Here is a 26,122-nt window from a genome sequence, read left to right on the forward strand (position 1 = left end):
GTCGATTCAAGCGGATTTGAGTCTATGTTCGGAAATATGCGTCGGTTCAAGCAGTTTTTCATCTTTGATCTGATATTTGCTAACGCCGATAGAATCGAATTATCATCGAAAGAATTAAAATAACGCCGATAGAATCGAATTATCATCGAAAGAATTAAAATAACGCCGATAGAAATAGACTAACGCCGATAGAACCCGCGCTAACGCCGCCGATAGAACCAAATTATCGCCGATAGGGGTTAACGTAGAGAACTCAGTACTATTTGAAAACTGTACAAAGTTGCAAATAAAAAAGGGAAAGCCACTTTGGCTTTCCCTTTTTAGTGTAAAGAAAAATACCTGTTATGAAGCCTTCTGCCCTTCCAGTACCTGCCCCTTTTTCTCCTTCGGTGCTTTCATGAAGATGAAGTTCATCACGATGGCTGTTAGGCTTCCAATGACGATTCCGTTGTTGGTTAGGATTTGGACTCCTTCTGGTAGGTTTGCGAATAGGGTTGGGACGGTTGTGATACCGAGTCCCATTCCAATCGAACATGCCATGATTAACAGATTTTCCTGTGATGCAAAGTCAACCTTGCTAAGCATTTTGATACCCGCAGAGATGACCATTCCAAACATTGCGAGCATCGCGCCACCGAGAACAGGTGTCGGGATGACAGTTGTGAACGCGCCGACTTTTGGGAGGAATCCAAGTATGATTAAAAATGCCCCAGCTGCGTAGATGACAGTGTTCTTTTTTACACCTGAAAGCTGGATTAGTCCAACGTTCTGTGAGTACGTTGTATATGGGAACGCGTTGAAAATTCCGCCTAAAATGGTCGCAATTCCTTCTGCACGGTACCCCTTTGATATCTCTTCTTCTGATAGCTTTTTACCAGTGATATCACCGAGTGCGAAGTAAACGCCTGATGCTTCAACAAGCCCCACAATTAATACTAAAATCATCATGATGATCGCTGAGGGCTCGAACGTTGGCATACCGAAGTAGAACGGTTTCGGCATGTGCATCCAAGACGCATCTGCAACAGCTGAAAAATCAACCTTGCCTAAGAAATAAGCAACAGCTGTTCCAATGATTAACCCAAGTAAAATAGCAATTTGGCGCATAAAACCTTTTGCAAAACGATACAACACTAATATAAAAAATAGCGTTCCAAATGAAAGGGCAAGATTTTGAACCGAACCGAAATCTGCGCTTCCAACTCCACCCGCCATGTCGTTCATTGCAACTGGGATGAGAGTGATTCCGATGATTGTAACAACTGACCCGGTCACGACCGGAGGAAAGTATTTTACGAGCTTACCAAAGATAGTAGAAACAAGAACGAGGAACACACCGCCGGCTAAAATCGAACCGTAAATCGCGGATATCCCGTACTGGTCACCGATTGCAATCATTGGTCCGACTGCTGTGAACGTACAGCCAAGCATAACTGGCAACCCGATTCCGAAGAATTTATTTTTCCACACCTGTAAAAGCGTTGCGATTCCACACATTAATAAGTCGATTGAAACGAGGTACGTGAGTTGCTCACCTGATAAACCGATGGCGCCACCGACAATGAGCGGTACAATTACAGCACCTGCGTACATCGCGAGTACGTGCTGAATTCCCAGAGAAGCGGTTTTGAACATGTTTCCCTTCATTAGCGACCAACCCCCACTTCTTCTAAAAATGTAACCTTTCCACCTTCGAGTGACTGGATTCGTGCTAGAGATTCAACCTTGAAACCTTTTTCGCGAAGCAACTTACCACCGTCTTGGAAGGATTTTTCAATCACTATTCCAATTCCAGCGGTTTTAGCGCCAGCTAACTCAACGATTTCAGCAAGACCTAGTGCAGCCTGGCCGTTTGCTAAAAAGTCATCGATGATCAACACATTGTCTGTTGGTTCTAGAAATTTCCCTGATACGGAGATTTCATTGGTTTCATTTTTCGTAAAAGAATGAACTGAAGCTGTGATCAGGTCGTCTACAAGTGTTAGAGATTTTCTTTTTCGAGCAAAAATCACTGGTACACCAAGTTCGAGGGCTGCCATTAATCCAGGCGCGATCCCTGATGACTCAATTGTCAAAACCTTTGTGATTTGGTCATTTTTGAATCGGTGCGCAAATTCTTTGCCGACCTCGACCATTAGCTCAGGGTCTATTTGGTGATTTAAAAAGGTGTCGACCTTTAGGACGTGGTCTGAGAGGACTGTACCTTCGTTGATAATTTTTTGTTGTAAAAGCTTCAATTGAGTTTCCTCCTTTAAAATGAAAAAGCCTGAACATCATTGCACTCCTCAAAATACGAGTGAGTCAATGACCTTCAGGCTTTCAACGAAGGAAAGTGGAATAAGCATAAATGCATTCCCATTGCTCACTCATAGTCAGCGCATTTACGGTACGCTGGTAGAAACTTACGGGCCATATCCCCGAGATTATATGAGTGAATGCCGATATTCAAATGGTATGTTGGTATTATATGACGTGAGGTGGGATTTGTAAATGGTGGGAGTTGGAAAAAGGAGGTGGGCTTTGCCGTTGTGTTTAAAAGGGGCTCAGAGACAAATGAAGCAAACCGAGCTGGTTAAATGTATATGAGCGAGGTCCTCGCAGACATTTCAACGCTGTTCTGAAGGTAGATCGTCTCTGAGCCAGGGCCTCAAGGACAAAGGGAAGCGAGTAATAATGTAAAATGTCGCTGATACCGATTATCGAAGACAAAACCATGAGGGAGCCTAAGCAAAATGTCTCTGAGGAATGTTATCGAAGACAAAATCTTGCTATACTTTTTTGAAATGTCTTTGAGTGCAATTCTCAAAGACAAAACTATCTAATGCTTTTCATAGAATGTCTTTGAAACTATTAAATGTAGTAAGGTTATATAGCGGTCACTTTGTTTTCTTCTACATGAAAAGGATGCACAAAAACGTACATCCTTTTCCATTGCTATACCACTGCCACTCAGCTGTCATACCCCTCAACAAAATCCTTCAACACATGCACGGATTGCACGCAGTCGCTTAATGAAGACCATTCGGCTGGGTTATGGCTGATGCCATCTTTACTTTGGACGAAAATCATCGCCACTGGCAACACATGTCCGACAATCATGGAGTCGTGACCAGCGCCACTCGGTAAATACACGGGTTTGATTCCTTGAGCGCCGACAGATTTTTCGAGTTTTTGTTGCATGACCTCACTAATCGGTACGGGTGCTTCACGCAATGTTTCTTCATATTGAAGCTCAATTCCATGTGCCGCGCTAAGTGATTTTGCTTTTTCAATAACCATGTCAACGAGTTGATCCCGTGTTTCTTTTTTAATATCACGAATATCGACTGTGAGACGCACCTCACCTGGGATGACATTCACGCCGTTTGGCAGTACATCAACCTTTCCAACAGTTGCGACCGCTGATGAGCTAACCTGGCTGGGGAGAGAATGGACCTCGTGGATGAACTGGCTCGCTGCAACCAAGGCATCCCTGCGGTCGTCCATTGGCGTGTTGCCCGCATGTCCAGCATGACCCGTGAACGTCATTTTTAACCAACAAGGCCCCGCGATTCCAGTTACAATCCCAACTGGAACACCAACTCGCTCCAACCTTTTCCCCTGCTCAATATGTATTTCCACAAACGCCTCCAGTTTGGAGAGATCCCTTTTTGAATTGAAAAAATCATCAACCGATAGCCCGATGTCCTCTAAAACTTTTGTAAAAGAGTCACCATGGATATCTTTTTTCGGCAGGAGTTCCTCTCTAGTTGCCTCGCCAATCATAGATGAGCTTCCACTGAACCCTCCGTTAAATCGCGCGCCTTCTTCGTCTGTAAAAATGACAACCTCAAATGAACGTTCCGGTACAAAGCCAGTTTGTTTCCATGCCTCAGCAACCTCTAGTGCCGCGAGCACACCAAGGGGGCCGTCAAAATGACCACCATTAGGAACACTATCAACATGGGAACCGGACAGGAGTGCAGGTAGATTTGGATTTTTGCCATCGATACGCCCAAATACATTACCAGCACCGTCCTCCGTCACAGTGAGACCAGCCTCTGTCATCCATTGCTTCACTAAATCCTTCGCGGCCTTTTCTTCACGAGAAAAACCGATTCGGTGTGAGCCGTTATCGGAAGTTAATCCAATTTCTGAAAGAGCAGCAAGTCGGGAAGCCAAACGCTCTCCACCAACACCATTTTTATCCAATGAAAAATCATAATCTGATATCAATCTTTCGAAAAAATTCATAGGGGAAAACTCCTTTACTAGATTTTTTATATATTCTATCACAACACGTTTCTGTAAAAATAATAGGAACAAATGTTCTGTTTTTGCTAGTAATCTATTATCTGAAATGTTAAAATAGGGGTACAGTTACATAAAGCGGGTGGGCGGTTAGCCACTTCCTTGAGAAGGGGGGTGGTCAGATGACGGCATACGAGGCAATGTCTGTGGCACTGCAATCTAATTTAGTTTTGCTAGGGCTCATAACAATTGTAGTCATGTTGGTCGTTGCAAACAAAAAGAAGTAACCGCCCCGCCCAACCAAGGCATTTGGGGTGATTACTTCCATTTGTAATCCTTTAAAGATTGGTTAGCCGCCTACTTTGCGGCATGTAATTGTGTTGATCAGGTGTTAGCGCACCTGATCTTTTTTATTATATCTTCATTATAAGCATTATAAACGTTTATTTCAACTTTTGCGGAAGTCATTTTGATGAAAAAAGTAGCGTGATATCTGTATTTATTGCTAACAAAAAGAAGTAACCGCCTATCCCGGCATTGGATATAGGTAGTTACTTCTTTTTGATATCACTTCTAAGTTCATGGGCAATCCGCTCACTGAGCGGTGTATCAAGTGCAACCGTAATTAATAGCACGATGAACTACAAATTCTACGATTTTCGGATAAGGCACAATTCCCTGAAGTTAGGGAGCAATTCTCCCACTTTAGGGCGCAATTCCAACAACTTAAGGCTCAATTCTCTTAAAATAGGGAAAAATCCCACGCCCTCACTCATAACTCCCCTGCACTGCTAGTGCTTTTTTCAGCATTTTCTTCTTCTTTTCCTCGTATTGTTCCCGGAAAGGGGTGGCCTCGTCCTTCGAATAGCCGCTTGCTTCAAGATCGGTTTCGAGCTGCAAATAGATTTGCTCGAAGACTTCGTCGGTTTCTTTTTCAAGCGTCTTGAACTCGTTGTAATAGCTACTCATCACCTGCAGAACGGCGATGCCATCACTCGATTCCTCCACGAAATCAGCTTTAGCACGTGCTAGTAGATCCTTCGCCTTCTTTTTTGTTTCCTTTTCTAAATTCTTAAATTCAACCGTATATTTATCTTTTATTACCATCAAAGGGTCAGTTGTTGCCGCCGCTTCAACCGCAGGCTCTGGTTCATCTGCAGGGACCTTTTTCATGTCCAAAAAGAGCTCGCGCTGTGGTAATTTCTCCACCTGTACCTGGACGGGCCTCATTTCCTGATGCACATACCAAAACACACCGAGCTCCACAATGATTGCGAGAATCAATAACCTCTTAATCATGTCTTCACCTCACCATACATTGTTACCCATTGCCGCAATCCTAATCCTTCATTATCCTCAGAAAATGTGACCGAACTTCAAACAAACGCTTGTTTAAACATGGAAACCCATGGTCATTACCCCAAAAAATTCAAACAAACGTTTATTTGAAAAAAATTATCCTTCTACCATAATAATTTGCCGCAATTTCTTAATAGCCTGGCGTCCCCAGGACTTCACCGATTCTACGGTAACACCATGTTCGGCTGCGATTTCCTTATAGTTTTTATCCTCGATAATTCGCCCTTGAATCCACTTCACCTGGTTTTCCGTCAAACCTTCGCCGTACTCTTCGATGAGGTCTACGGAATAACCATCCGAGAAATCTGCAATCTTTAGAAAAATCTGCTCCCCTAAAGGCTGGCAATGCTCCTGGTAACGAGCTTCCTTTTTTAAATGATCGAGAAGCTTTCCGCGTATCGTTGAAAAAGCAAACGTCGAAAACCGGGCATCTTTTCCTGAATCAAACCGGGTCGACGCCTCCCAAAGTCCGATCAAACCAATTTGGTAAAACGTCTCCCTGTCCCCGTACAGCCGTAAGCTTTTTATCACCTGAAAAATTAATGGTTTATACTGTTCTGCAAGTTCCTCAAACTCCATGCAAATAGTCCTTTTAAAGAACGCGTTCCTCATGTATTCCGCCGGTAAGTTCAATTTACTTGGTAACAGGAATGGGAGTCCAAAGGCTAAACTTCACGTACGAGGTATCTGGGAAGGGACCGTATGTAACGTTTGCTTAGGCGGAACTTTATGTTCGAAACAACAATACATGACAAAATTATAAAAAAATGACAAAAAAAGTTAAAAATGTGATGAAATTCACAGAAATATGCCGAATCAGGAAGTATTATATAGGTAGAAAGACTCACTTGGATCTACATCGATTGTTACACCGACGAAACACACCTTAGTGTTTTTTTACATATTACATATCCCTCCACCGACGATTCATTCCGTTGGTATGCAACCGAGTTTCGACATAAACAACTGAATAATGCCAAAGTTAAGGTGTGCATAATTTGTACACCTCCTTTCATAGGGATATTAGTCAGAATATTCATTACATATAGTTAGCAACATGGTAAACTATTTTAAAAGGAGGTTTTTCCATGGAACAAATTTTTCTTATTGATGGGGCTCGTACGGCATTCACTAGTTTTGGAGGCTCATTTTCAGGGACGGGTGCTACAGAGTTAGGATGCGCCACCGCAATTGAAGCAATGAAGCGCTCTAAGGTAGATCCCGCACAAATTGATCACGTCATTTACGGAAACGTCATTCATACCGAAAAAAATGCATCCTATCTTGCACGACACATTGCACTACATAGCGGTGTTCCTCAGGAAGTTCCAGCATTTATGGTTAACCGCTTATGTGGCTCTGGTCTGCAAGCTGTTGTTTCCGCGGCTCAGCATATTTTAGTAGGGGATGCGAAAATGGTACTTGCAGGAGGAACGGAGAACATGTCCCAATCCCCATATGCGAATTTTACACAGCGATTTGGCGGCTCAAAAATGGGCAATCTTCAATTTGAAGACATGTTGCTGACAACCCTCACGGACCAATACACAGGAAAAGGGATGGGGATGACTGCTGAAAAACTGGCAAAAAAGTATTCGATCTCCAGGGAGGAGCAGGACAAATTCGCGATTGAGTCGAATCAAAGGGCAGCAAACTCTTCTGAGAACGGAACCTTTGCGGAAGAGATTGTCGCCGTTGAGGTGAAAACGAGAAAAGGTAGTATTTTAGTAGAAAAAGATGAACACATTAAGCCGAACGCGAATTTGGAGTCGATGAGTAAATTACGACCGTCATTCAATGCAGACGGAACAGTCACCGCTGCAAACGCATCCGGAATCAATGACGGGGCAGCATCAGTTGTTGTTGCTGGTGAAAAAGCTGTCCGTGAAAATGGACTCAAGCCACTTGCAAAGGTGATATCGTGGGGAGTAGCCGGTGTTGACCCAACCATCATGGGAATCGGCCCGGTTCCAGCGATAAAAAAAGCACTCGAACGAGCGGGACTAAGCTTAGCCGACATGGACTTAGTCGAGGTAAACGAAGCATTCGCTGCGCAATATCTCGTAGTTGAAAAAGAACTCAGACTTGACCGGGAAAAAACAAACGTCAACGGTGGGGCAGTTGCACTAGGCCACCCAGTCGGAGCAAGTGGAGCGAGAATCCTACTATCAGCAGCATACGAACTAAGACGACGGGGGAAAAGATATGCGGCGGTGAGCCTCTGTATCGGCGGCGGCCAAGGAATCGCAATGATCATTGAAAATAATAGCTTTTAAGATAGTCGAGGCCTTCTGCTAAACACTGAAGGCCTTTTTATATTTGGAGGGTAGGGTTCCTTCGAACCTTCCACTCATCCAAAGCCATACAAAATCCTACTCCTCGACATCTCCAACAAACAAATAATCATTCAGCGCCAGCTGCAAGGTACTCTTCGATTCCGCAATTTCCGCAAAGCTGATATCTAACGCGATCATCTTTTTTACGAATTCCGCGCGAATGCCAGTTGGGACAATTTGGCAACCCATCATTTTAACGCCCTCTATCAGCTTCATGAAGCGGTGAATTACTTCGTCCTCCATGAAGGCAACGCCAGATAAATCCATGATTAGCGTGCGGATATGCTCATTTTCAATCGTAGACAAAATTTTGTCCTCAATCGTCATGACTCGACGATAGTCGATGCCACCAATCAACGGGATAATATACGTGTCCTTGTTAATCGGAATGATCGGCACAGACAGATTTTCAACAAGCTGCCTGTGCGACTCCAGCTGGTCGTCCTTGTACTTGGAATAGCTGATGAAAAAGTGTGTTAAGAAATGGTCGAGCAGGGTATTTATCCTTTTTTCAAGCGTAAAAAACGCGTCACGACTGGATTCATTATTCAATAGCAGGTCATAATTGTACTGGAAGTCCCACAGGGTGCGGCGGATGGATTGGACCCACTCAAGCTTGAACGCGAGTGTCAGAGAATTTTTTGCCCAGGCCATACCCTCACGCTTTGCAAATGTAATCAACTCGTGTTCACGTTCTTCGACTACAAAAAGTACAAGTTTATGAGCGTTATCGAGAAGGTTGATGTTTCCGACAGTCTGAATATCCTTGATTTTATCCTTCACATTGATGGCTTCCTCAAGCAATTTTTCCTCAAAACAGACTTTGTTTTCCAGGAAAAAATCTTTAATAGATTCTTTGTAGGTTACATCCAATTTCCGAACACCTCGATTAATGGTTTTGTGTTGTTTTGGCAGTCTGATGGTAAAAGTTGTTCCAGCGTTCAATTCACTTTCAACGGAAATGTCGCCGCCGTGCTGGTAGACAACGGAGAAAACCTGCGCGAGACCCATTCCAGTTCCGGAGTCCTTTGTTGAAAAAAAGGGTGTGCCAAGAAGTTTCATTTTTTCCTTCGGGATACCGACGCCTGAATCTTGAATTGTGACAATAACCTCCTTGTCATTGGCACAGTGGGTAATCGTAATGTTTCCAGTGCCAACAATCGACTCAATCGCATTTTTAATCAGGTTAAAAAATGCTTTCTTGAACTGATTTTTCTTGCCGACAATGACGGCATCCGTATTCTTAAAGTCCGTCTCAAGCTTAATTTCGTACAATTTATCTAAAAATAGATTTAAAATCGACTCCAATTCGGCCGCTAGATGGATCGCCTGCTCATCCTCATCCTCCAAATCAGGCTTGGACACCTGAAGCAAATCGTTCAAGGTGATAAGCGCGTCGTCGAGCTCGCTCTGAGCAATGTCAAGGTAGTTGTGCCCCTCCTCTTGTTGAAGAAGCTGCAAAAATCCTTTCACGGCGGTTAGTGGATTGCGTACCTCATGAGCAATCCCGGCAGCAATCTGCCCAACCGAGGCAAGTTGACTTAAATGTGTATCCCTCCTTTGTTTCTCATTTCTCATCTCATTCGAAACCATAAGAAGAAATCCCCCCACTAACTAACTTTAAAATAATTTTAATCTTTTGATATATACTTTAAAAATTCTACTGGAAAAACATTCAGTACTCAACGAAAACAACCGGAAAACTATGGAATTTACTGAAAAATACTACAAAGGTAGTAGGGACAGAGAACCTATCCTCATGACCCGATAATTCTTTTTTGAGAACATGTCGCATAATGATAATAAATTTTATAAAGTGCTCATACTTTTACTTATATGAGTAAAATTTCATTCAGCGAAAGGACCATTTCCATTTCGCTGGGAGGAAAGAAGGGTGTGGTGGAACTGAGACATGTCCAGTGCCCACTCCGCCTAAAAACTCATGATAGGACGCATCCAACTGTGAGGGAAAGATATGGGTCAACAGAGAAACATAAATTGGAAAATGATAATGAGTATTGCCCTAATGTTCGGGATTTTTTGCGCACCGACAACGAATGTGTCCGCAAAGGATCCAAAGGTGCTGGTCGTTTTTTCATCACAAACTGAAAGAATCGATGAGCATCAGCGCCTCCTTGATATGCTAATTAGCCATTTTACGCAGGATATTTCGTTCAAAAGCAGTAGTGAGGTCAAAGACGGGGATTTAAAGGGGGTGACCCATCTTTTTTACTATGGGCAAACGCGGGAGCAGCTACCGCAAAAACTCATCGATATTCTAGCTAGCTACCAAGGCACAATCATGTCAATTGGTCTCAATATCGAACAACAGCAAGCGATTTTTCCTTTTATCAAAACCAATCAAGCCGAGCTGTACACCGAGGAACTCTATCTACCGAAAGAGGATAAATCAATTAATGTCGACCCAACTAACATTATTCAGGTAGAAACAACTGCTGAAACCATAATCGAAGCGAAGCAAGCAAACCAAACCTACCCACTCCTTATTAATGAGGAAAACAAATATTATTACGCGACAAACAATTTATTTCCACCGAACTCTAATTTTTTAGCCGAGGCCTTGCATGAGGTCTTCAACACCGAGCACAAAACGCCGACCCAGGCGTACCTGAGGCTGGAGGACATTAACCCAGCTTCTAACTCGAAGGACTTAATGGAGATTGCGAGAATACTAGAGCAGCGCAACATTCCGTACATGGTGTCGGTCACTCCTGTGTATGTCAGCCCGCATACGGACGAGGAATATCACCTTGCTGATGCGCCGAACGTTCGCGCTGCATTGAAATACATGCAGGATCATGGTGGTAGCATCATTCTGCACGGCTACACTGACCAATATAAAAATACAAAAACTGGCGACGGCTTCGAGTTTTGGGATGCTGGGCAAAATACGCCTATTCAAAATGATAAAAATTACATCAAAAGCCGCATCCAACAGGGCTTGGAGGAGCTTGCCGAGTATAAGCTGTATCCACTTGCATTCGAGGCTCCGCATTATGCGATGAGTCAAAACGGCTATAAAGTGCTGTCTGAGCATTTTTCAACGATCGTCGGTCAACTCCAACTGACAGATAAGGACTGGCGCATCATGACCGAGTCGCCTTACATCACAAAACCAACGTATTTGCACGGCATGCAGCTATTGCCAGAAACGATCCGCTATGTGCGCTATGAGGACCCGCAGTCGATACAGGAAATGAAGTCCCGTATTCATGATTTTACCACCGTGCGCGATGGTGTCATCGGCGGCTTTTATCACCCATTTTTGGGAGCGCGGGGACTTATCGAAATCCTAAATGAATTTGAAAAAATCCCGGGAGTCGAGTGGATTGATTTGAAAAATCTACCGAACACAGTGAAGGCTGACGGCATCTCGATTGAATCGAAAAACGGGGAGATCATCCCAGACATCGACCTCGACTCGTATATCGACCTGGAGGCCAAACCAATGTCAATGTCCGAACTATTCCATTTGTTTTTTGATAATACATTTTGGGTGCTTATGGGGGTGGCGTTCACCTTATTGGTCGCCGTTGTCTCCTTAAAAAGAGGTGAATCAACATGAAATACATTCCACTCATACTCGCAATCATACTAATGGTAGCCTGGGACAACGGCCATGTCCCACTGACCCAGGGCGGGGAACTAGTGTCCACGTGGGACAAGGGAACGGGTTCATCATCCCACTCGGTGTTGGTGGTCTATTCGACGAAAACTGGTGAAATCTCGGACCAGCAGAGGGTGCTCGATTTACTCGTCGGACATTTTACATCAAACATAAAGTTTAGAAGTACGAAAGAGGTCACAACCGAAGATTTAAAGGACGTCACTCATCTCTTTTATCACGGTCAAATCAAGGAAACCTTGCCGAAAAATTTTAAAACGGCGCTAACTAAATTCGACGGAACACTTGTCGCCATCGGCCACAATTTTGAACAGCTCTCGGATCGGTTTTCTTTTATGAAAGTTGAAAATGAGGTGTCAGTTTCGAAAATAACAAATGACACAGAATCAATCATCATTTTTCCGCAGAGCATCCTGCACGTTACAGCGGAAAATGCCGAAACCATTGTAAAAGCGAGTCATGGTACGGAGAACGAGTACCCGTTGTTTCTCAGTAAAAATCAATCTTATTACTACGCATCACCGGTCATCGAGAAATCGAAGGCAATTTTCCTTGGGGAGGCGCTTCACGCTGTATTCGGAGATGAGCATGCCCACATTCACCCGGGCTACATCCGACTTGAAGACATCCATCCGAAGGTGAATGCGAAGAAGGTAATGGAAATTGCGGAAATTTTAAAAGAAAAACAGATTCCTTACATGGTCGCGGTCATTCCGGTCTACACCAATCCAGAAACGCAAAAAGAATACCATTTTTCCGACTCGCCCCAGCTATTAAAGGCACTAAAATACATGCAGAACAACGGTGGCAGCATTGTCCTCCACGGCTACACACACCAATTCCGCGCGGATGAGACAGGTGAGGGTTTTGAGTTTTGGGATGTTGACAACAATATGCCAATCTACCATACGCTTGATGAAGAAGTTGTGAAAAAAACACGGAGCGATTTCGCGTCAAACGCCGAGTATGAGGCATTTAGGAAAAGTCAGCTCGATTTTGAGACGAAATATATCGAAGGAAAAATTCAGCGTGGGATTGATGAACTAGTGAATTACGGGCTCTTCCCACTTGCATTCGAGGCGCCACACTACACGATGTCGCAAAACGGATACAAGGTTGTGTCCAATCATTTTTCAACATATGTCGGCCAGGTCCAGCTTAGTGATGAGAACTGGGAAGTGATGGGGACAGCGCCATCTCAAACCCAGCCGACGATGTTTGGCGGCATGACCCTACTCCCGGAAACAATCGGCTTCGTTGACGAACACGATCCAAACGCCATCGAATCGATGATCAAGGAAGCGCAGCGCTACACCGTGATGCGGGATGGCTTTGTCGCAGGTTTTTATCATCCATATCTTGGGGTGGAGGGCTTCGAGATGCTTTTAGGAGAGCTTGAAAAAATCCCGAATGTAAAGTGGATTGACTTAAAGGAGCGCGTCAATACGGTGAAGTCGGAGAACGTCACAATTGTGTCTGGAGACGGCCTCGTGAAAGTTGACATCAACTACACCGGTTTGTTTGCTTCATCCCTGGACTATCTTTTTTACAGAATAAAAGACATGGCGCAGTATATGACATGGGTGATGGTCGGTGCTGGTGCGTTTGCGGTCGTGCTTTTTACATTGTATGGACTCATTTTACGGTGGAAATGGAGGAGGGAATATTATGGCTGACACATTTATGTATATTTCCCTCTTTCTGATTTGGTCGATGTTGTTTTACCATATGTTTCTAATGCAGGGCGGTTACCTCCACTCGATTCGCCACCGGAAAAAAGCGCGCGAATGGGAGAAAAATCGCACTCCGTTTCCAAAGGTAAGCATTCTTATTCCGGCTCATAACGAGGAGGTCGTCATCCGTGCCACGCTTGAGTCGATGTGTGCTTTACGATATCCGCTTGATCGCCTTGAGGTTATTGTCATTAACGACAACTCTAGTGACAGGACTGGCGATATCGTCGATGAGTTCACACGGAATTACCATTTTATAAAAGCCATCCACTCCAAACCTCCGAATGGTGGAAAAGGAAAGTCGGCCGCGCTGAACATCGGCTTTTTGCGGGCAACCGGTGACATCATTTGTGTCTACGATGCTGACAACACACCCGAGCCAGATGCGGTTTACTGGCATGCGATTGCTTTAATGAATGATCCTCATGCAGGTGCCAGCGTTGGGAAATTTCGTGTCATCAATGCCGGTAAAAATCTGCTTACCCGCCTCATCAATGTCGAGACGCTCACGTTCCAGTGGCTCGCCCAAGCAGGTCGGTGGTTTTGGTTTAAAATGTCGACGATCCCTGGTACGAATTTTGCGATTCGGCGCTCGATTCTCGAAGAGCTTGGTGGCTGGGATGAAAAAGCCTTGTCTGAGGACACGGAACTCAGTTTTCGCGTTTACAACCTTGGCTACTACATCCGCTTTTTTCCTGAGGCTGTTACCTGGGAGCAGGAGCCTGAAACATTAAGGGTCTGGTGGCGCCAACGGACACGCTGGGCGCGCGGCAATCTGTACGTGATCACGAAATACTTATTGCGCTTTTTTAAACTGAAAAATAAAAAAGTTGGCGTCGACCTATTTTATTTTTTCTTCACATATCTGTTGTTCTTCGGCGGCGTCATGGTGTCACATATCATCTTTTTCACGAACTTATTTGTTGATTTGAACCTTTCCATCGGCTATGTGTCATACGCACTCTTGATTCTGGGGTTTTTGCTGTTCGTAACCGAGGGCATCCTCACCCTCAGCATGGAAAAAGACCAACTCAATACGAAAACCTTTTTCACCGTCATCTTCATGTACTTCACCTACTCCCAGCTCTGGATCCTACTCGTCGCCTACGCAGCATTCTTGGAAGTGAAGCGAGTCATCCTTCGCCAAGAAGTCAAATGGTACAAAACAAAACGATTTGTTTCGGGGGACACAGGGTCAGGTCCTTCTTCCCAAAACACAGTGAAGGAAGAGTGTAAAGGTGAGAGGTCTGGTTAAAGGAGTGAGAACAGTCGCTGCGCTACTTATTATTGTAATTGTAGTTTGGGTCGCTTTGCTTTTTCTAAAAAAACCGATGTCGCCAACTGAGGCCTTCATTAAAAAATGGATGACGAATCCGAACGGAACTATCGCTACTTACGTTCTACCGGACGAAGACTTCGACGCCGACCTCGCAAAAGGAAGGGAGTCGCTATCCGAGTCGCTTGGCTTGTGGATGCAGTATGCGATTGTGGTTGACGACCGAAAGCTATTTGAAAAAGCACACCAATCTTTGGTCGCCTACTTTTTAGAGGATGACGGGTTTGTGTATTGGAAGCTGAACAAATTGGGGACGAATCAGGTATACACGAATGCGTTGGTTGATGACTTGAGGATGATGGAGGCATTGTTTCAAGCTGAGAAAAAATGGGGTAGGGATTACTCGGCGACGGCTATGAAAATTGGAGAGTTCCTATCTGAGAATAATATTCGCGATGAGGTTTTGGTGGATTATTATGATTGGCAAAATGGATTTAGTGCGAAGTCGTTAAGTTTGTCATATATTGATCCGGTTGCAATCGAGTCGATGTGGGAGCGGGGATTGCTTGATGCGAAGACGGCTGAGAGGACGACTGGGATTTTACGCGAGGCACCTTTGAAGGGTGTTTTTTATCCAAAATCGTACCGGGTCGAGGATTATCGTTTTACGGATGAAGTTCACATGGTTGACCAGGCGTTGGTTGCTTATCATCAGGCGAAGCTTGGGATTGTGGCAGAGGATTTTTTAGAATTTGTAAAAAAAGAAATGATGGGGGCTGGCGTGGTTTATGGGAGGTATCAGTTGGTGAATGGTCAGCCGACAGTAGAATATGAATCTCCGTCAGTTTACGGGTTTTTGCTCATGTACAGTGTGGAAATAGGGGAAAAAGAGTTAGCGGAAAAGATTTATCGTCGGATGGCCTCATTTAGAAATAGCGATAAAGATAGTCCGTATTATGGCGGCTATTCGGTCGACAAGAGCGGGAATACACATGCGTTTGATAACCTCGTGCCGATGCTGGCGGAGCGGCTGTATTTGGGGAGATAGATGTTTGGGCAAGGACAAACTAGGCTACGAAACTAGTTGGAGTGTCTGTGAAGGTTGGGGTCGGGGACGAAATAAGGGATTTGAGCATTTCGAAATGTCTCTGAGGCAGTGGCTCGAGGAGAAACTGAGGGCTAGGTGTTATGAAATGTCTCTGAGAGAGGTCCTCGGAGACAAAATGAAGTAGGGTGTCAATTGAAATGTCTTTGAGGAGTGCACTCGGAGACAAAATGGGGTTGGTCTTCGGGCAAATGTCTTTGAGACCTACTCTCGCGGACAAATTAGATCTGACCTTCGGATAAAACGTCTCTGAAACAGCCTATCGGGTAAAAAATGATGTCTGGAACGGTGGGGATTGTCTTTGATAAGAGCTTAAACAATTACTTCCAATATACCAAACCACATAGTACGATAGACTCATAAACGAAAAACGGGGTGAGGGAAGATGGTCTTCTTTCGTAAGGTAGGTAAAGGAGTCGGTACGGTTGCTGGTGGTGTTATCGGTGGTGGAATTAAGATAGTAGGAAGGGCTGTAAAATCCGAGTGGGTGGAAGAGGTCGGAGATGGGGTTAAACAAGCTTCCACTATTGCATTAGATAACGCGGGTCAATTTGTGGATGGCGCCGTAAGAGGCACATACGGGGTTTTGAAGAAAGATGAGATTGCTAAGCAAGAGGGGTTTTATGATTTAAAAGACTCAACCGGAAGAACACTAAAAGGGATTGGCAGTGCAGTAAGCTATACGGTAAAAAGCGCAGGAACGACCATTGATGGGATAAAAACTGGAAATAATGAAAAAACGTTGCAGGGCGTGAAAAACATAGGCAAAGTAGCGGTCATTTCAACTCTAGCAGTTGGAGTGGTTGATGTAATTGATGGAGTAGATGTGGCTGATGCTGAGGAAGTTTCTACTCGAAATGATGCTTTAGCAGGGGATGTACATCCAGAAACAAATATCCCATTTATTGAAAAAACGGTTGAAGTTCCAGATGGGACAATCGTTGGGACATTCCCAGTTTTTGAATCAGTATATGATGTCCAACTCCAAGAAGATATGTATCTTCAGTCGGATTCGGTTCATTTTACATACGCAAATTATGAATTATATGAAGCAATTGAATCCAATCAAGCACTTTCGCAAGAGTTAGGCTTAAACAGTACGGATATCCAACAGCTCGCACAAGGTAACACACCGGAAGGATTTACATGGCATCATGCTGAAGAGGCGGGGCTGCTACAACTTGTTGACGAGGAGACTCATCATAACACTGGACACACTGGTGGAAGAGAGCTTTGGGGTGGAGGAGCCGAATACCGCTAAATCAAAAATAGATCCAAACAAAGAAACCTGAAATCTAGGTTTCTTTTTTGTGAACCAACCCTGTGAAAAAAGAACCACAAAACTCACGAAAAAATTGTCGGAAGGCAACACTTATTGCAATATTATGTTAATATTATAGTAGTTTGTGATTTTATACCTAGACCAGAAACGTGAGAGGTCTTTGAGAAAAGGACTTTAAACCTATATAGTAGGAATCAAAATATAGGACGAGTACATATAAATCCCGAAAACTTCAGATAGTAAAGAAATTGCGGAGGATCAATCATGCAAGCAACAAGTGTTATAAGTTATTACGACCTGCTTGAAGTCAATCAAACAGCGGCACAGGCAGAAATAAAAAGAGCTTATTTTAAAAAAATTCGTCAATTCCCAAATGAAACACATCCAGAAGAATTTCAACAGATTTCAAAGGCTTACAAGGTACTAATGGACCCTGATGCAAAGTCAAACTATGACCGTGAAATTATGGACAATGGGGCATATTCAAGATTATTGCAGCAGGCATTAGATAGTATGGAAAATGAGAATTATAATAGTGCCATTTACACGTTAGAAGAGATGTTAAGGCAGTACCCGAATGATCAAAAGGTTCGGAAGAATATGGCTTTATGTTATCTGAATCTAGAACGTTATGAAGAATCAAAAAGGATTCTATACCTTTTAGAAAATGAAAACCGGAATGATGAAGATACACTGTATCTACTTGCTCAAGTATTCCAAAACCAAAAGGCTTATCAACAAGCAATTAATTACTATGAAAGACTTATAGTGTTAGCCCCAGGTGAGTCGAACTATTATTTACGCCTTTCAAATGCCTATTTTCAATTAAATAATTACGATCGGGCTTGTAGTGTTTTAGAAGAAAAATTAAATCAAGGGAAAGAATCTGTGTATGATTATCCATTGTTAGAAGAATTATTTTTCCTAACCATGATTGCGGATAATAAAACGTATCATCAAAAGGTAATCACAAGAATAAAAAAGTTATATACGAATAGTGCCGAAAAGCAACAACTATTAAATATGCTAATTGGATTGTGTGATAATCTATCAAATGAAAATAATGGATATAAAGAGCTTGTTAGATTAGTCAGGGACATTAACAATAATGAGTTCTATGATGCAAATGACTGGATACGTAGTGCTGAATCCCGAATACGTCAAGATCTAATCTATTACGGTGATCCGAAACCTACAAATCAGGCTACATCATCTCCATCCCACTCAACATCTTCCCAGCAGGTTTATGAAGACAATGGTAGGGGGTCCGTTGGTTTCTCCATTCTTCTTGGAATTGTCTTATCGTTTATTGCTACACCAATCGTTGGAATTATCGCTGGGTTTGTATGGTACTTTAAAGCAAGGACCATTAAAAATTTACTGAGTGGTTTAGGTTGTCTAGTGGCAATTATCGTTATTGTAGGTTTTATCCTGTCCAATTTATAGCTAATGTAATTTCGTGTGTGGTGTGCTAGGCGCTCACATTTAAAAATAGTATAAAGTTAATTAAAAAAGCAGTGGATTCCTAAGAATACTACTGCTTTTCATTATGGAAAAATGCAGGTTAATGTCGAATTAGGGGGATTACTACATGGGATTTTGGAATAAAGTAGGGAAAGTGGTAGGGGCGGTAATTGATCACGCACCTGAAGTAATTGGAGCATTACAGCAAGAGGCAGCAAAGAAGCAGGCATCATTACATAAAGAGGCCGATAGAAGATTAAAAGAACATGAAAGAAAAGTGACGCAGGCGGAAAAATCGGATAGAATGAGTGACCCCACTTTCGCAAGAAAAGTAAAAGAGGAAAGGGAGAAATTAAATACATATAATAATCGGGGCTCACAATCGAAGAACGCTAGTGGTGAGATTACATACGGAGGACTTACACTTTCTCAATGGAATCAAAAGTGGATTAGATTAGGTGTATTAAGTTCTCTTACATTAGAAGATTTAAGTAGATACAACAAACATATAGGCTTATATAAAGCTGAGATGAATGGGCAAATTGTATATCTGGGCAGAGCAATTGAATACAATAACGGTGGGTTTAGAAAACGACTAAGAGATTATGTAAGAAGTAGTGATAGTGCTCGTACTCATGGGTCGGGGCAGAAAATGAATGAGAACAGAGATCACATTCAAATTTCGATTTTAATCGTAGGTGATTCTGCAGAAGATGTGGAAACAGTAAAAGTCCTCGAACGTGCAATGATTGGTCAGTTAAAAAAATGGAGTTGGAATGTACAACATAATAGATAGGAATAAAACTATGCGATAATCGGCACTGATTATCGCATTTTTTTATGAAAAGAGTAAAAAAAGTCCGCAAAATTCCTCATGAAATCCTTTATCTAAACATAAATTTAAACCAAACCATAATAGTCATTTTGTAGGAAGGAAATACTAAGCGAAAGTAGAAGTAATAGTAAAGTTTACCATATGAAAAGAGGTCCGACATTATGACTTTAATAGATGCGGAAGGAAACATAATTGAAAAATTCTCACGTATGTTTGAAGGAAACCCGGAAAAAATCAAACAAGCTCAAGTCGTAACGGATGCACTAAAAAAGCTGATCGAACTTTGTGGGGACGACCCGACCCGTGACGGGCTCGTTGAAACACCCCAACGCGTAGTCAAGGCATTCCTCGAATACACTGAAGGCTACCATGAGGATCCAAAGGACCATTTGAAAAAGGTGTTCGATGTCGCACACCGAGAGCTCGTTCTTGTAAAAAATATCGAGTTCCACTCCATGTGTGAGCATCATTTTGCTCCGTTCTTTGGTGTCGCGCATGTAGGCTACATTCCAGATAAAAAGGTAACCGGACTTTCAAAGATTGGCAGAATGCTAGAGGGGTATGCAAAACGATTCCAGGTTCAAGAAACGCTGACGAACCAAGTCGCAAACGCAATCGAAGAAATCCTCGAACCACAGGGCACAATGGTAGTCGTTGAGGCTAAACATATGTGCATGTGTGGGCGCGGAATTAAGAAGACAAACTCCGAAACCACAACAACAGCCGTAAGAGGCATTTTCGAGCAAAGCGCAAACTCTCGTCTTGAATTTCTAACACTATTAAACCGATAAGGGAGCCAGGGGCCACAGGGACGGTTCGTGATCCCTTGGAACCACAAGAACCGTCCCCCTAGTCCCCAAAACGAAAGGTAGGTGAATAAGGTGAGACATGCAGTTATTACAGCTGGAACGAAGGGATTAGGTAGAAAGGTTACCGAGGAGTTTTTAAAGATGGGTTGCTCGGTGACCGTGAATTACAGGAGCGATGTGTCTCGCGTTGAAGAGCTTAAAAAAGATTGGAATCCCTTTTTAGAATGCATTCAATTCGTTCAAGGTGACATTACAAAAAGAGAGGACATCACAAACATTTTCAATCAGGCAATGAACCGCTTTGGCCGAATCGACTATCTCATAAACAACGCGGGTCCTTATATTTTTGAACGTAAAAAGTTAGTAGAATACGAGGACCACGAGTGGAATGAGATGATTGACGGTAACCTCAGCTCGGTGTTTCATTTTCTTAAGCTAACCATTCCCGTCATGCGAAAGCAACAATTCGGTAGGGTCATCACTTATGGCTTTCAGGACGCTGAGAGCTCACCTGGCTGGATGTATCGCTCGGCTTTTAGTGCAGCAAAGGTTGGGCTGGTGTCACTTACGAAATCGATTGCTCTCGAGGAGGCCGAACATGGCATTACTGCAAACATGGTGTGCCCCGGGGACATAACCGGTGAGATGAAGGAGGCCACTATTACCACAGCCCGCACACGAAACGACCCAGAAACCCCAATCGGTCGCCCAGGTACAGGAGAAGATATAGCCAGAATCATCGCGTTTCTCTGTGAGGAAAACTCAGATTTTATCACAGGAAGTGTAATTGCGGCGTCGGGTGGCGTGAAAGTCGTGAACAAGATAGGGTCAAGGGGACAGGTTCACTGACCCAAGCTGGAACGAGGGACTTGTCATTGTGACCCACCACCATCCAACAAAAAAGGAGAGAACAAATGAAACGGAAAATAAAGGTAATGACGATTTTTGGTACGAGGCCTGAGGCAATTAAAATGGCGCCGGTTATCAAGGAGTTAGAGAATCACCCACATCAAATTACTCCAATCGTGACCGTTACAGCCCAACATCGGAATATGCTTGATCAAGTTTTAGACACATTCGAAATCAAGCCACAGTATGATTTAGACATTATGCAGGAGCGGCAAACGCTCACCAGCATCACATCTCGTGCACTCACTGGAATCGATGAAATTTTAATAAAGGAAACTCCAGATCTTGTTTTAGTTCATGGGGATACGACTACCACGTTTGCAGCGGGCGTAGCCGCCTTTTACAATCAAATCAAAGTTGGGCATGTCGAAGCGGGGCTTAGAACTTACAACAAATACTCACCATTCCCGGAAGAGATGAACCGCAAAATGACAACCTGCATCGCCGACTTTCATTTTGCACCGACTGAAAAAGCGGCGCAAAACCTGCACGCCGAGAACATCCCAGAAAGCTCCATTTTTATAACAGGAAACACTGGAATAGACGCACTCAAATTAACCGTCACCCCTTCATACCAGCACCCAATTCTGAACAAAATCGGCACAGACAAACTTCTACTACTCACAGCACACAGACGCGAAAACCTAGGCGAACCACTGAAAAATATTTTTAAAGCGATAAAACGGATTACTCAAGTCCACGAAGATGTCCAAGTCGTCTACCCGGTTCACCTAAACCCAGCCGTAAAAGATGCCGCAACAACTATTCTAGGAAACAATGAACGAATCCATCTAATCGACCCACTTCCAGTACTAGATTTTCACAACTTTGCAGCTCGAGCACATTTGATTTTGACCGACTCGGGTGGAATCCAGGAAGAGGCACCTTCACTTGGAGTTCCTGTACTTGTCCTCCGAGACACGACCGAACGCCCAGAAGGCATTGAAGCTGGCACGCTAAAACTCGCCGGAACTGATGAACATTCAATCTTCTCACTCGCACACGAACTCCTAACAAATCCAATTGAATATGAAAAAATGGCAAGAGCCTCAAATCCATATGGTGATGGAAACGGGGCAAAGCGGATTGTGGAGGTGATTTTACTCAATTTCCAAAATACACCGGATTATTCCACAGTATAAGAATAGTCAAGTGACGCCACTTGACCCACCTAATAAGACTAGTAATCAAGTTTTGGTTACTGGTCTTTTTAGCGTTTGGTGTGTAAACAATGGTTACGACTTGGAAAATCCCCAATTACTCCTGCCGAAGATACAATCTGACAAGTAAAATCTGCATATCCGCATGACACGCTAATCCACCAATACAGTGCCACCACCACTAAGTGTCGTTAAAAAGCACTTTTCCCACTTTGGGCTCCCCTAAAAAAGTACGGGACAATGGACCTATCCCATCTCATTGAGGGGACCACCGGAACCGTCCCCCTGGTTCCATTAAGACATGATAAAGACAACTTCTCGACTCATAATGGACTTGTTACCGTAATTAGGTGAACTATATAATTGGTTAAAGATTCAAAATTATTAAAATGAAAGGAGATTTAAGATGGAGAAAAAATGTTTTCGAAAACTGTTCTCGAGTTTCTTAATTGTAGTGTTAATAACTAGTTTCTTTCAATTCAGTGCAAGTGCCGAAACGAATAAAGATGAGACTGTGGTTGCAAAATTGAATGGTCGTGGTTTTAAAGAAGTGCAGAATCTAGGTACTCCTGCTACAGGTGCTGTTGTTACCGATGCAGTATTTGGAAAAGAGGATGGGAAGGATGTTGTTTACACAACGGCAAATGGAGGGTTATTTAATGTCATTGATGTGAAAAACAATACGGTTCTCTTTAATGCTCAATTAGGAAAAGTAAACCAGGTTTGGACACATATTATTGCTCCTGATGGGACCGTATATATTGCTGGATTAGCAGAAAGTAATGCTGGGCAACTTTGGAGCTATTCGCCAGAAACAAAATCCGTTAAGAACCTAGGGATTCCAGATGCAAGCCATCAATTTTGGAGCAGTACAACAGATGATGATGGTAATGTCTATATCGGAACTTACAAAGAAAAAGAAGGTAAAATATTTAAATTTGATGTCGCAAAACAAGCATTTATTGATATAGGAAAAGTAGATGTGGAAGGTGATTCTAGTTATGTACGTTCGTTATCCTACCACAACGGTTATGTATATGCAGGTTTAGGAGTTACGGGGAATGTATACCGAATCAACACCGAGACTCTTGAAAAGGAGAAAATCACCAAAAATGCACCTGACATTCTAGGAACAACAGTTGAAACTATGGGATTTGCCTATGATATGGAGGTTGCTGGAAAATACCTCGTTGTCCGATTTAGTGAAGTAAGTGCTATTTTATTTTATGATTTAGATGCACAGGAATGGGTTGAGGATACTGTAGTCGGAAAAATCGGCGATGGTTCAGAAGATGACTTTGGGGCTTTTGGATATTCTCAATTAGCGGTAAATGATAACAAAACCTATGTGATTAACAATCGCCATATTTTAGAGATAGACCTAAACACACTCGAAACAAAGGAAACTGGTATACGTTATCCTGCAGGATGGCGGGGACTTGCTTTTGTTGATTTTGGGGAAGAATCAACAGATTTACGTCTTGTTACGGTGAAAAGATCCGGAGAAATTATGACAGTGGATTTGGATGCTAATAAAATAATCGACTTGCCTTTAGCGATGAATGGGAATTTGCCATTGGATTTACATAGTCTTGGGCTTGGTCCTGATGGGAACCTATACATGACCACTTACCCTGGAGGTCCTAAAGGGGCAAGATATAACACGAAAACAGGTGAAGTTACTACGTATTCTCATGGCCAAGCAGAAGGTATGGCTGCTGGAAATGGCTCTGACATGTATTTCGGAATCTACTCCGGAGCATCTATTCAAAAAATGAATACAGATACGCTTGAATTTAAGACACTTTTCAATTTATATGATGATTATGAACAAGACCGTCCATATATCATGAAATTCGAAAATAATAAACTATTAATCGGTACGATTCCATACTATCAAAAATTAGGTGGTACGCTGACAATCTATGATCCTATTAAAGGAGAAAGAGAGACGCATAGAAATATTGTCCAGGATCAAAGTATTGTTGGACTTTCTTATAGAGATGGCAAAATTTATGGTTCTACCACAGTCCGTGGGGGATTGGATATCGAGCCAACTGCCAAAAAAGCAAAAATGTTTGTTTGGGATGTCGAGGGTAAAAAGAAACTTACGGAATTCGAACTAGACATACCAGAATTGGATATGCCACCAATGATAAGTGGGTTAACCTTTGATGAAGATGGCTTGTTATGGGGAGCAGTTGACGGGATATTATTTGCGATGAACCCTGATACTTATGAAATAGTAAAATCGAAGAATCTATATCCAAATATCAAAAATAGAGGGATGTGGAGACCTGTTCATATCCTATTTGGCGAAGATGGTTTGTTGTATACGGATATTGGTGGGAAACTTGCGGTTGTGGATCCAAAATCAGAGGATCTCGATCATGTTAGCTTAATTGAGAACGGACCTGAAGTCACATTTATAGAACTAGCATATGATGACAAAGGAAATCAAAATATCTATTTTGTTGACGGTGATAAGCACTTTTTAAAAATGATCCCGGTCATTGATGGAGGTAAACTACCAGTTGAACCCGTATACGAAACAGTTCCAGTAGCATTTTCAAATCCAGGATTTGAAGAAACAGTAGGAGAAAATAATCGTATTCCAGGCTGGTCATCTTTATTTGGCATTACAGGTAATGTTTCATACGCGGTGACCAATGAAAAGGTCAAAACAGGAAATTCTGCTTTGAAAATTAGAGATACGGCTCAAAATGAAACGGTGTTTGTCCAATCAGATCCAATTCCGGTTCAAACTGGTGTTGAGTATACTGGTACAGTTGAATTGTATTTAGAAGATGGTAGTGCAAGCTTCTTTATTCGTTATTTCGATGAATCTGGTAAACAAGTCGGGAAGGATCAGGATGGTGTTAATATCATTCATATTAGGGGCGGCCATAAACAATGGCAAACGGTGAGTGCGACAGTTCAAGCACCTGAAAATGCAGCATATGCCAAATTATTTGCAGGGGCTTCAAATTTCTTTACAACATCAGGCGCCTATTATGATGATTTCAAACTTACTTATGAGAGAGAAGTTGTCCTAGATAAAGTTGTTCTCACAGCAGAAGATACAACGGTACTACAAGGTGAGGAAATGGAAGCAAGTCTTTCTGTCCTTCTCACGAATGGAGATGCAGTCGATTTAGCTGAAGTTGATGTAGAGTGGGTAAGTAGTTCACCTCAGGTTGCAACGATAGATAACGGAAAAATTGTCGGGAAAAATGCAGGAAATACAGATATTCAGGCGATCGTTACCTATCAAGGGGAAGAATTTACATCAAATAAGCTGACCGTGACAGTCACAGTCAACACAGCTACATTAGCCAAGCAAGTTTCGGAGCTTTCAGAATCAAAACAAATCGACCATTCACTAACACAACAACTAACTAGCAGATTAGAACAAGCCCAGCATCATTATGATAAAGGTGATCTACAACAAGCAACAAAACACCTAGAAGATTTCACAAAACATCTAAATAACAGCAATGCTAGTGATGAAATTAAAGCAATGCTCACCAACAACGTAAAAGCTATATGGAAATAAGGTAAGACAAAAGACAGGAAAAATACCCCCGTTTGGTATACACATTTACCAAATGGGGGTATTCTTATGTGGTTGATATTGTAAATACAGAATTTTCGTGACTTCAACTAATATTTTGATATACCAAAACAAAATTTCATAAAAATCTGTACTAATCATAGATTTTCAATTCAAACAAACGTTTGTATGGCAGTTTGCTCTAGAATTGACGTGAAATTAAAATTTCAAACAAACGTTTGATCAGTAGGATTTTGGACCCCTGAAAAAGGACTGTTACAGTTTACATTCACTCAAAAAAATTATTCAATTTTACTCAAATATTTAATTCTCATCTAAAATCTGTTTCTTTACATAAGCACGACTTTCGAATCCACCTAATTTTGTAAATCAAAGCTCTTGGTAAGGCTTTTTTCCAATTCTTC

Annotated in this window: 19 protein-coding genes and 1 riboswitch; of the genes, 13 read left to right on the top strand and 6 right to left on the bottom strand. The window is 42.6% G+C overall.

Annotated features, from left to right (window positions below; all coding sequences use genetic code 11):
* Positions 1–342: 342 nt before the first annotated feature.
* From V7097_RS04165 to V7097_RS04175, 3 genes are all read right to left on the bottom strand, one after another.
* Positions 343–1,647, bottom strand: coding sequence for a nucleobase:cation symporter-2 family protein (locus tag V7097_RS04165; RefSeq protein WP_335702331.1), 1,305 nt, complete (start codon positions 1,645–1,647; stop codon positions 343–345).
* Positions 1,647–2,237 carry a xanthine phosphoribosyltransferase gene (locus V7097_RS04170; RefSeq protein WP_335702332.1) on the bottom strand — a complete coding sequence of 197 codons (591 nt, stop codon included), beginning with the start codon at positions 2,235–2,237 and terminating at the stop codon, positions 1,647–1,649. Before V7097_RS04170 ends, V7097_RS04165 begins: the two co-directional genes overlap by 1 nt.
* Before the next feature lie 112 nt (positions 2,238–2,349).
* Positions 2,350–2,451, bottom strand: a riboswitch (purine riboswitch).
* A gap of 498 nt (positions 2,452–2,949) precedes the next feature.
* On the bottom strand, positions 2,950–4,233 hold the full coding sequence (locus V7097_RS04175) for a M20 family metallo-hydrolase (protein WP_335702333.1): 1,284 nt from the start codon (positions 4,231–4,233) through the stop codon (positions 2,950–2,952).
* A gap of 179 nt (positions 4,234–4,412) precedes the next feature.
* On the opposite strand from V7097_RS04175, the gene V7097_RS04180 reads away from it, so the two are divergent.
* Complete coding sequence (locus tag V7097_RS04180) at positions 4,413–4,517, top strand: putative holin-like toxin (RefSeq protein WP_335421361.1); 105 nt, start codon at positions 4,413–4,415, stop codon at positions 4,515–4,517.
* A gap of 481 nt (positions 4,518–4,998) precedes the next feature.
* Here V7097_RS04180 and V7097_RS04185 read toward each other — a convergent pair whose 3' ends face one another.
* Both V7097_RS04185 and V7097_RS04190 read right to left on the bottom strand, forming a co-directional pair.
* On the bottom strand, positions 4,999–5,529 hold the full coding sequence (locus V7097_RS04185; RefSeq protein ID WP_335702334.1) for a hypothetical protein: 531 nt from the start codon (positions 5,527–5,529) through the stop codon (positions 4,999–5,001).
* A gap of 156 nt (positions 5,530–5,685) precedes the next feature.
* Positions 5,686–6,201 (bottom strand): sigma-70 family RNA polymerase sigma factor, encoded by a 516-nt coding sequence (locus tag V7097_RS04190; RefSeq protein ID WP_335702335.1) that lies wholly within the window; start codon positions 6,199–6,201, stop codon positions 5,686–5,688.
* A gap of 476 nt (positions 6,202–6,677) precedes the next feature.
* Between V7097_RS04190 and V7097_RS04195 the strand changes: the two genes are divergently transcribed.
* Entirely contained in the window at positions 6,678–7,865 is a 1,188-nt protein-coding gene (locus V7097_RS04195) for an acetyl-CoA C-acetyltransferase (protein ID WP_335702336.1), read from the top strand.
* A gap of 96 nt (positions 7,866–7,961) precedes the next feature.
* On the opposite strand, the gene V7097_RS04200 is transcribed toward V7097_RS04195, so the two are convergent.
* On the bottom strand, positions 7,962–9,518 hold the full coding sequence (locus V7097_RS04200; RefSeq protein ID WP_335702337.1) for an ATP-binding protein: 1,557 nt from the start codon (positions 9,516–9,518) through the stop codon (positions 7,962–7,964).
* Positions 9,519–9,951: 433 nt separating this feature from the next.
* Between V7097_RS04200 and V7097_RS04205 the strand changes: the two genes are divergently transcribed.
* The 11 genes from V7097_RS04205 to V7097_RS04255 all read left to right on the top strand — a co-directional run bounded on the left by V7097_RS04205 (position 9,952) and on the right by V7097_RS04255 (position 25,700).
* Positions 9,952–11,511, top strand: coding sequence for a DUF2334 domain-containing protein (locus V7097_RS04205; RefSeq protein WP_335702338.1), 1,560 nt, complete (start codon positions 9,952–9,954; stop codon positions 11,509–11,511).
* Complete coding sequence (locus tag V7097_RS04210; protein ID WP_335702339.1) at positions 11,508–13,247, top strand: polysaccharide deacetylase family protein; 1,740 nt, start codon at positions 11,508–11,510, stop codon at positions 13,245–13,247. Before V7097_RS04205 ends, V7097_RS04210 begins: the two co-directional genes overlap by 4 nt.
* Positions 13,240–14,559 (top strand): glycosyltransferase family 2 protein, encoded by a 1,320-nt coding sequence (locus V7097_RS04215; RefSeq protein ID WP_335702340.1) that lies wholly within the window; start codon positions 13,240–13,242, stop codon positions 14,557–14,559. The genes V7097_RS04210 and V7097_RS04215 overlap by 8 nt, the downstream gene beginning before the upstream one ends.
* Positions 14,543–15,628, top strand: a complete 1,086-nt coding sequence (locus V7097_RS04220) for a hypothetical protein (RefSeq protein WP_335702341.1) — start codon at positions 14,543–14,545, stop codon at positions 15,626–15,628. Before V7097_RS04215 ends, V7097_RS04220 begins: the two co-directional genes overlap by 17 nt.
* Before the next feature lie 442 nt (positions 15,629–16,070).
* Positions 16,071–16,946, top strand: coding sequence for an HNH endonuclease (locus V7097_RS04225; RefSeq protein ID WP_335702342.1), 876 nt, complete (start codon positions 16,071–16,073; stop codon positions 16,944–16,946).
* Positions 16,947–17,231: 285 nt separating this feature from the next.
* Positions 17,232–18,413: a J domain-containing protein gene (locus tag V7097_RS04230; protein ID WP_335702343.1), complete on the top strand. Its 1,182-nt coding sequence runs from the start codon at positions 17,232–17,234 to the stop codon at positions 18,411–18,413.
* A 145-nt stretch (positions 18,414–18,558) separates the two neighbouring features.
* Complete coding sequence (locus V7097_RS04235) at positions 18,559–19,227, top strand: hypothetical protein (protein WP_335702344.1); 669 nt, start codon at positions 18,559–18,561, stop codon at positions 19,225–19,227.
* Between the two features lie 248 nt (positions 19,228–19,475).
* A complete protein-coding gene (gene folE / locus V7097_RS04240) occupies positions 19,476–20,057 on the top strand; it encodes a GTP cyclohydrolase I FolE (RefSeq protein WP_335702366.1) in 582 nt (193 codons plus the stop codon).
* Between the two features lie 90 nt (positions 20,058–20,147).
* A complete protein-coding gene (locus tag V7097_RS04245; RefSeq protein ID WP_335702345.1) occupies positions 20,148–20,924 on the top strand; it encodes an SDR family oxidoreductase in 777 nt (258 codons plus the stop codon).
* 65 nt (positions 20,925–20,989) lie between these two features.
* Complete coding sequence (gene wecB / locus V7097_RS04250; protein WP_335702346.1) at positions 20,990–22,126, top strand: non-hydrolyzing UDP-N-acetylglucosamine 2-epimerase; 1,137 nt, start codon at positions 20,990–20,992, stop codon at positions 22,124–22,126.
* A gap of 424 nt (positions 22,127–22,550) precedes the next feature.
* The gene (locus V7097_RS04255; protein WP_335702347.1) at positions 22,551–25,700 is read left to right on the top strand and encodes an FIMAH domain-containing protein; all 3,150 of its coding nucleotides are present in this window, start codon (positions 22,551–22,553) and stop codon (positions 25,698–25,700) included.
* The last annotated feature ends 422 nt before the right edge of the window (positions 25,701–26,122 follow it).

Origin of the sequence: Bacillus sp. JJ1562, from assembly GCF_036962705.1 — a bacterium.
Lineage (GTDB): Bacteria > Bacillota > Bacilli > Bacillales > Bacillaceae_L > Ferdinandcohnia.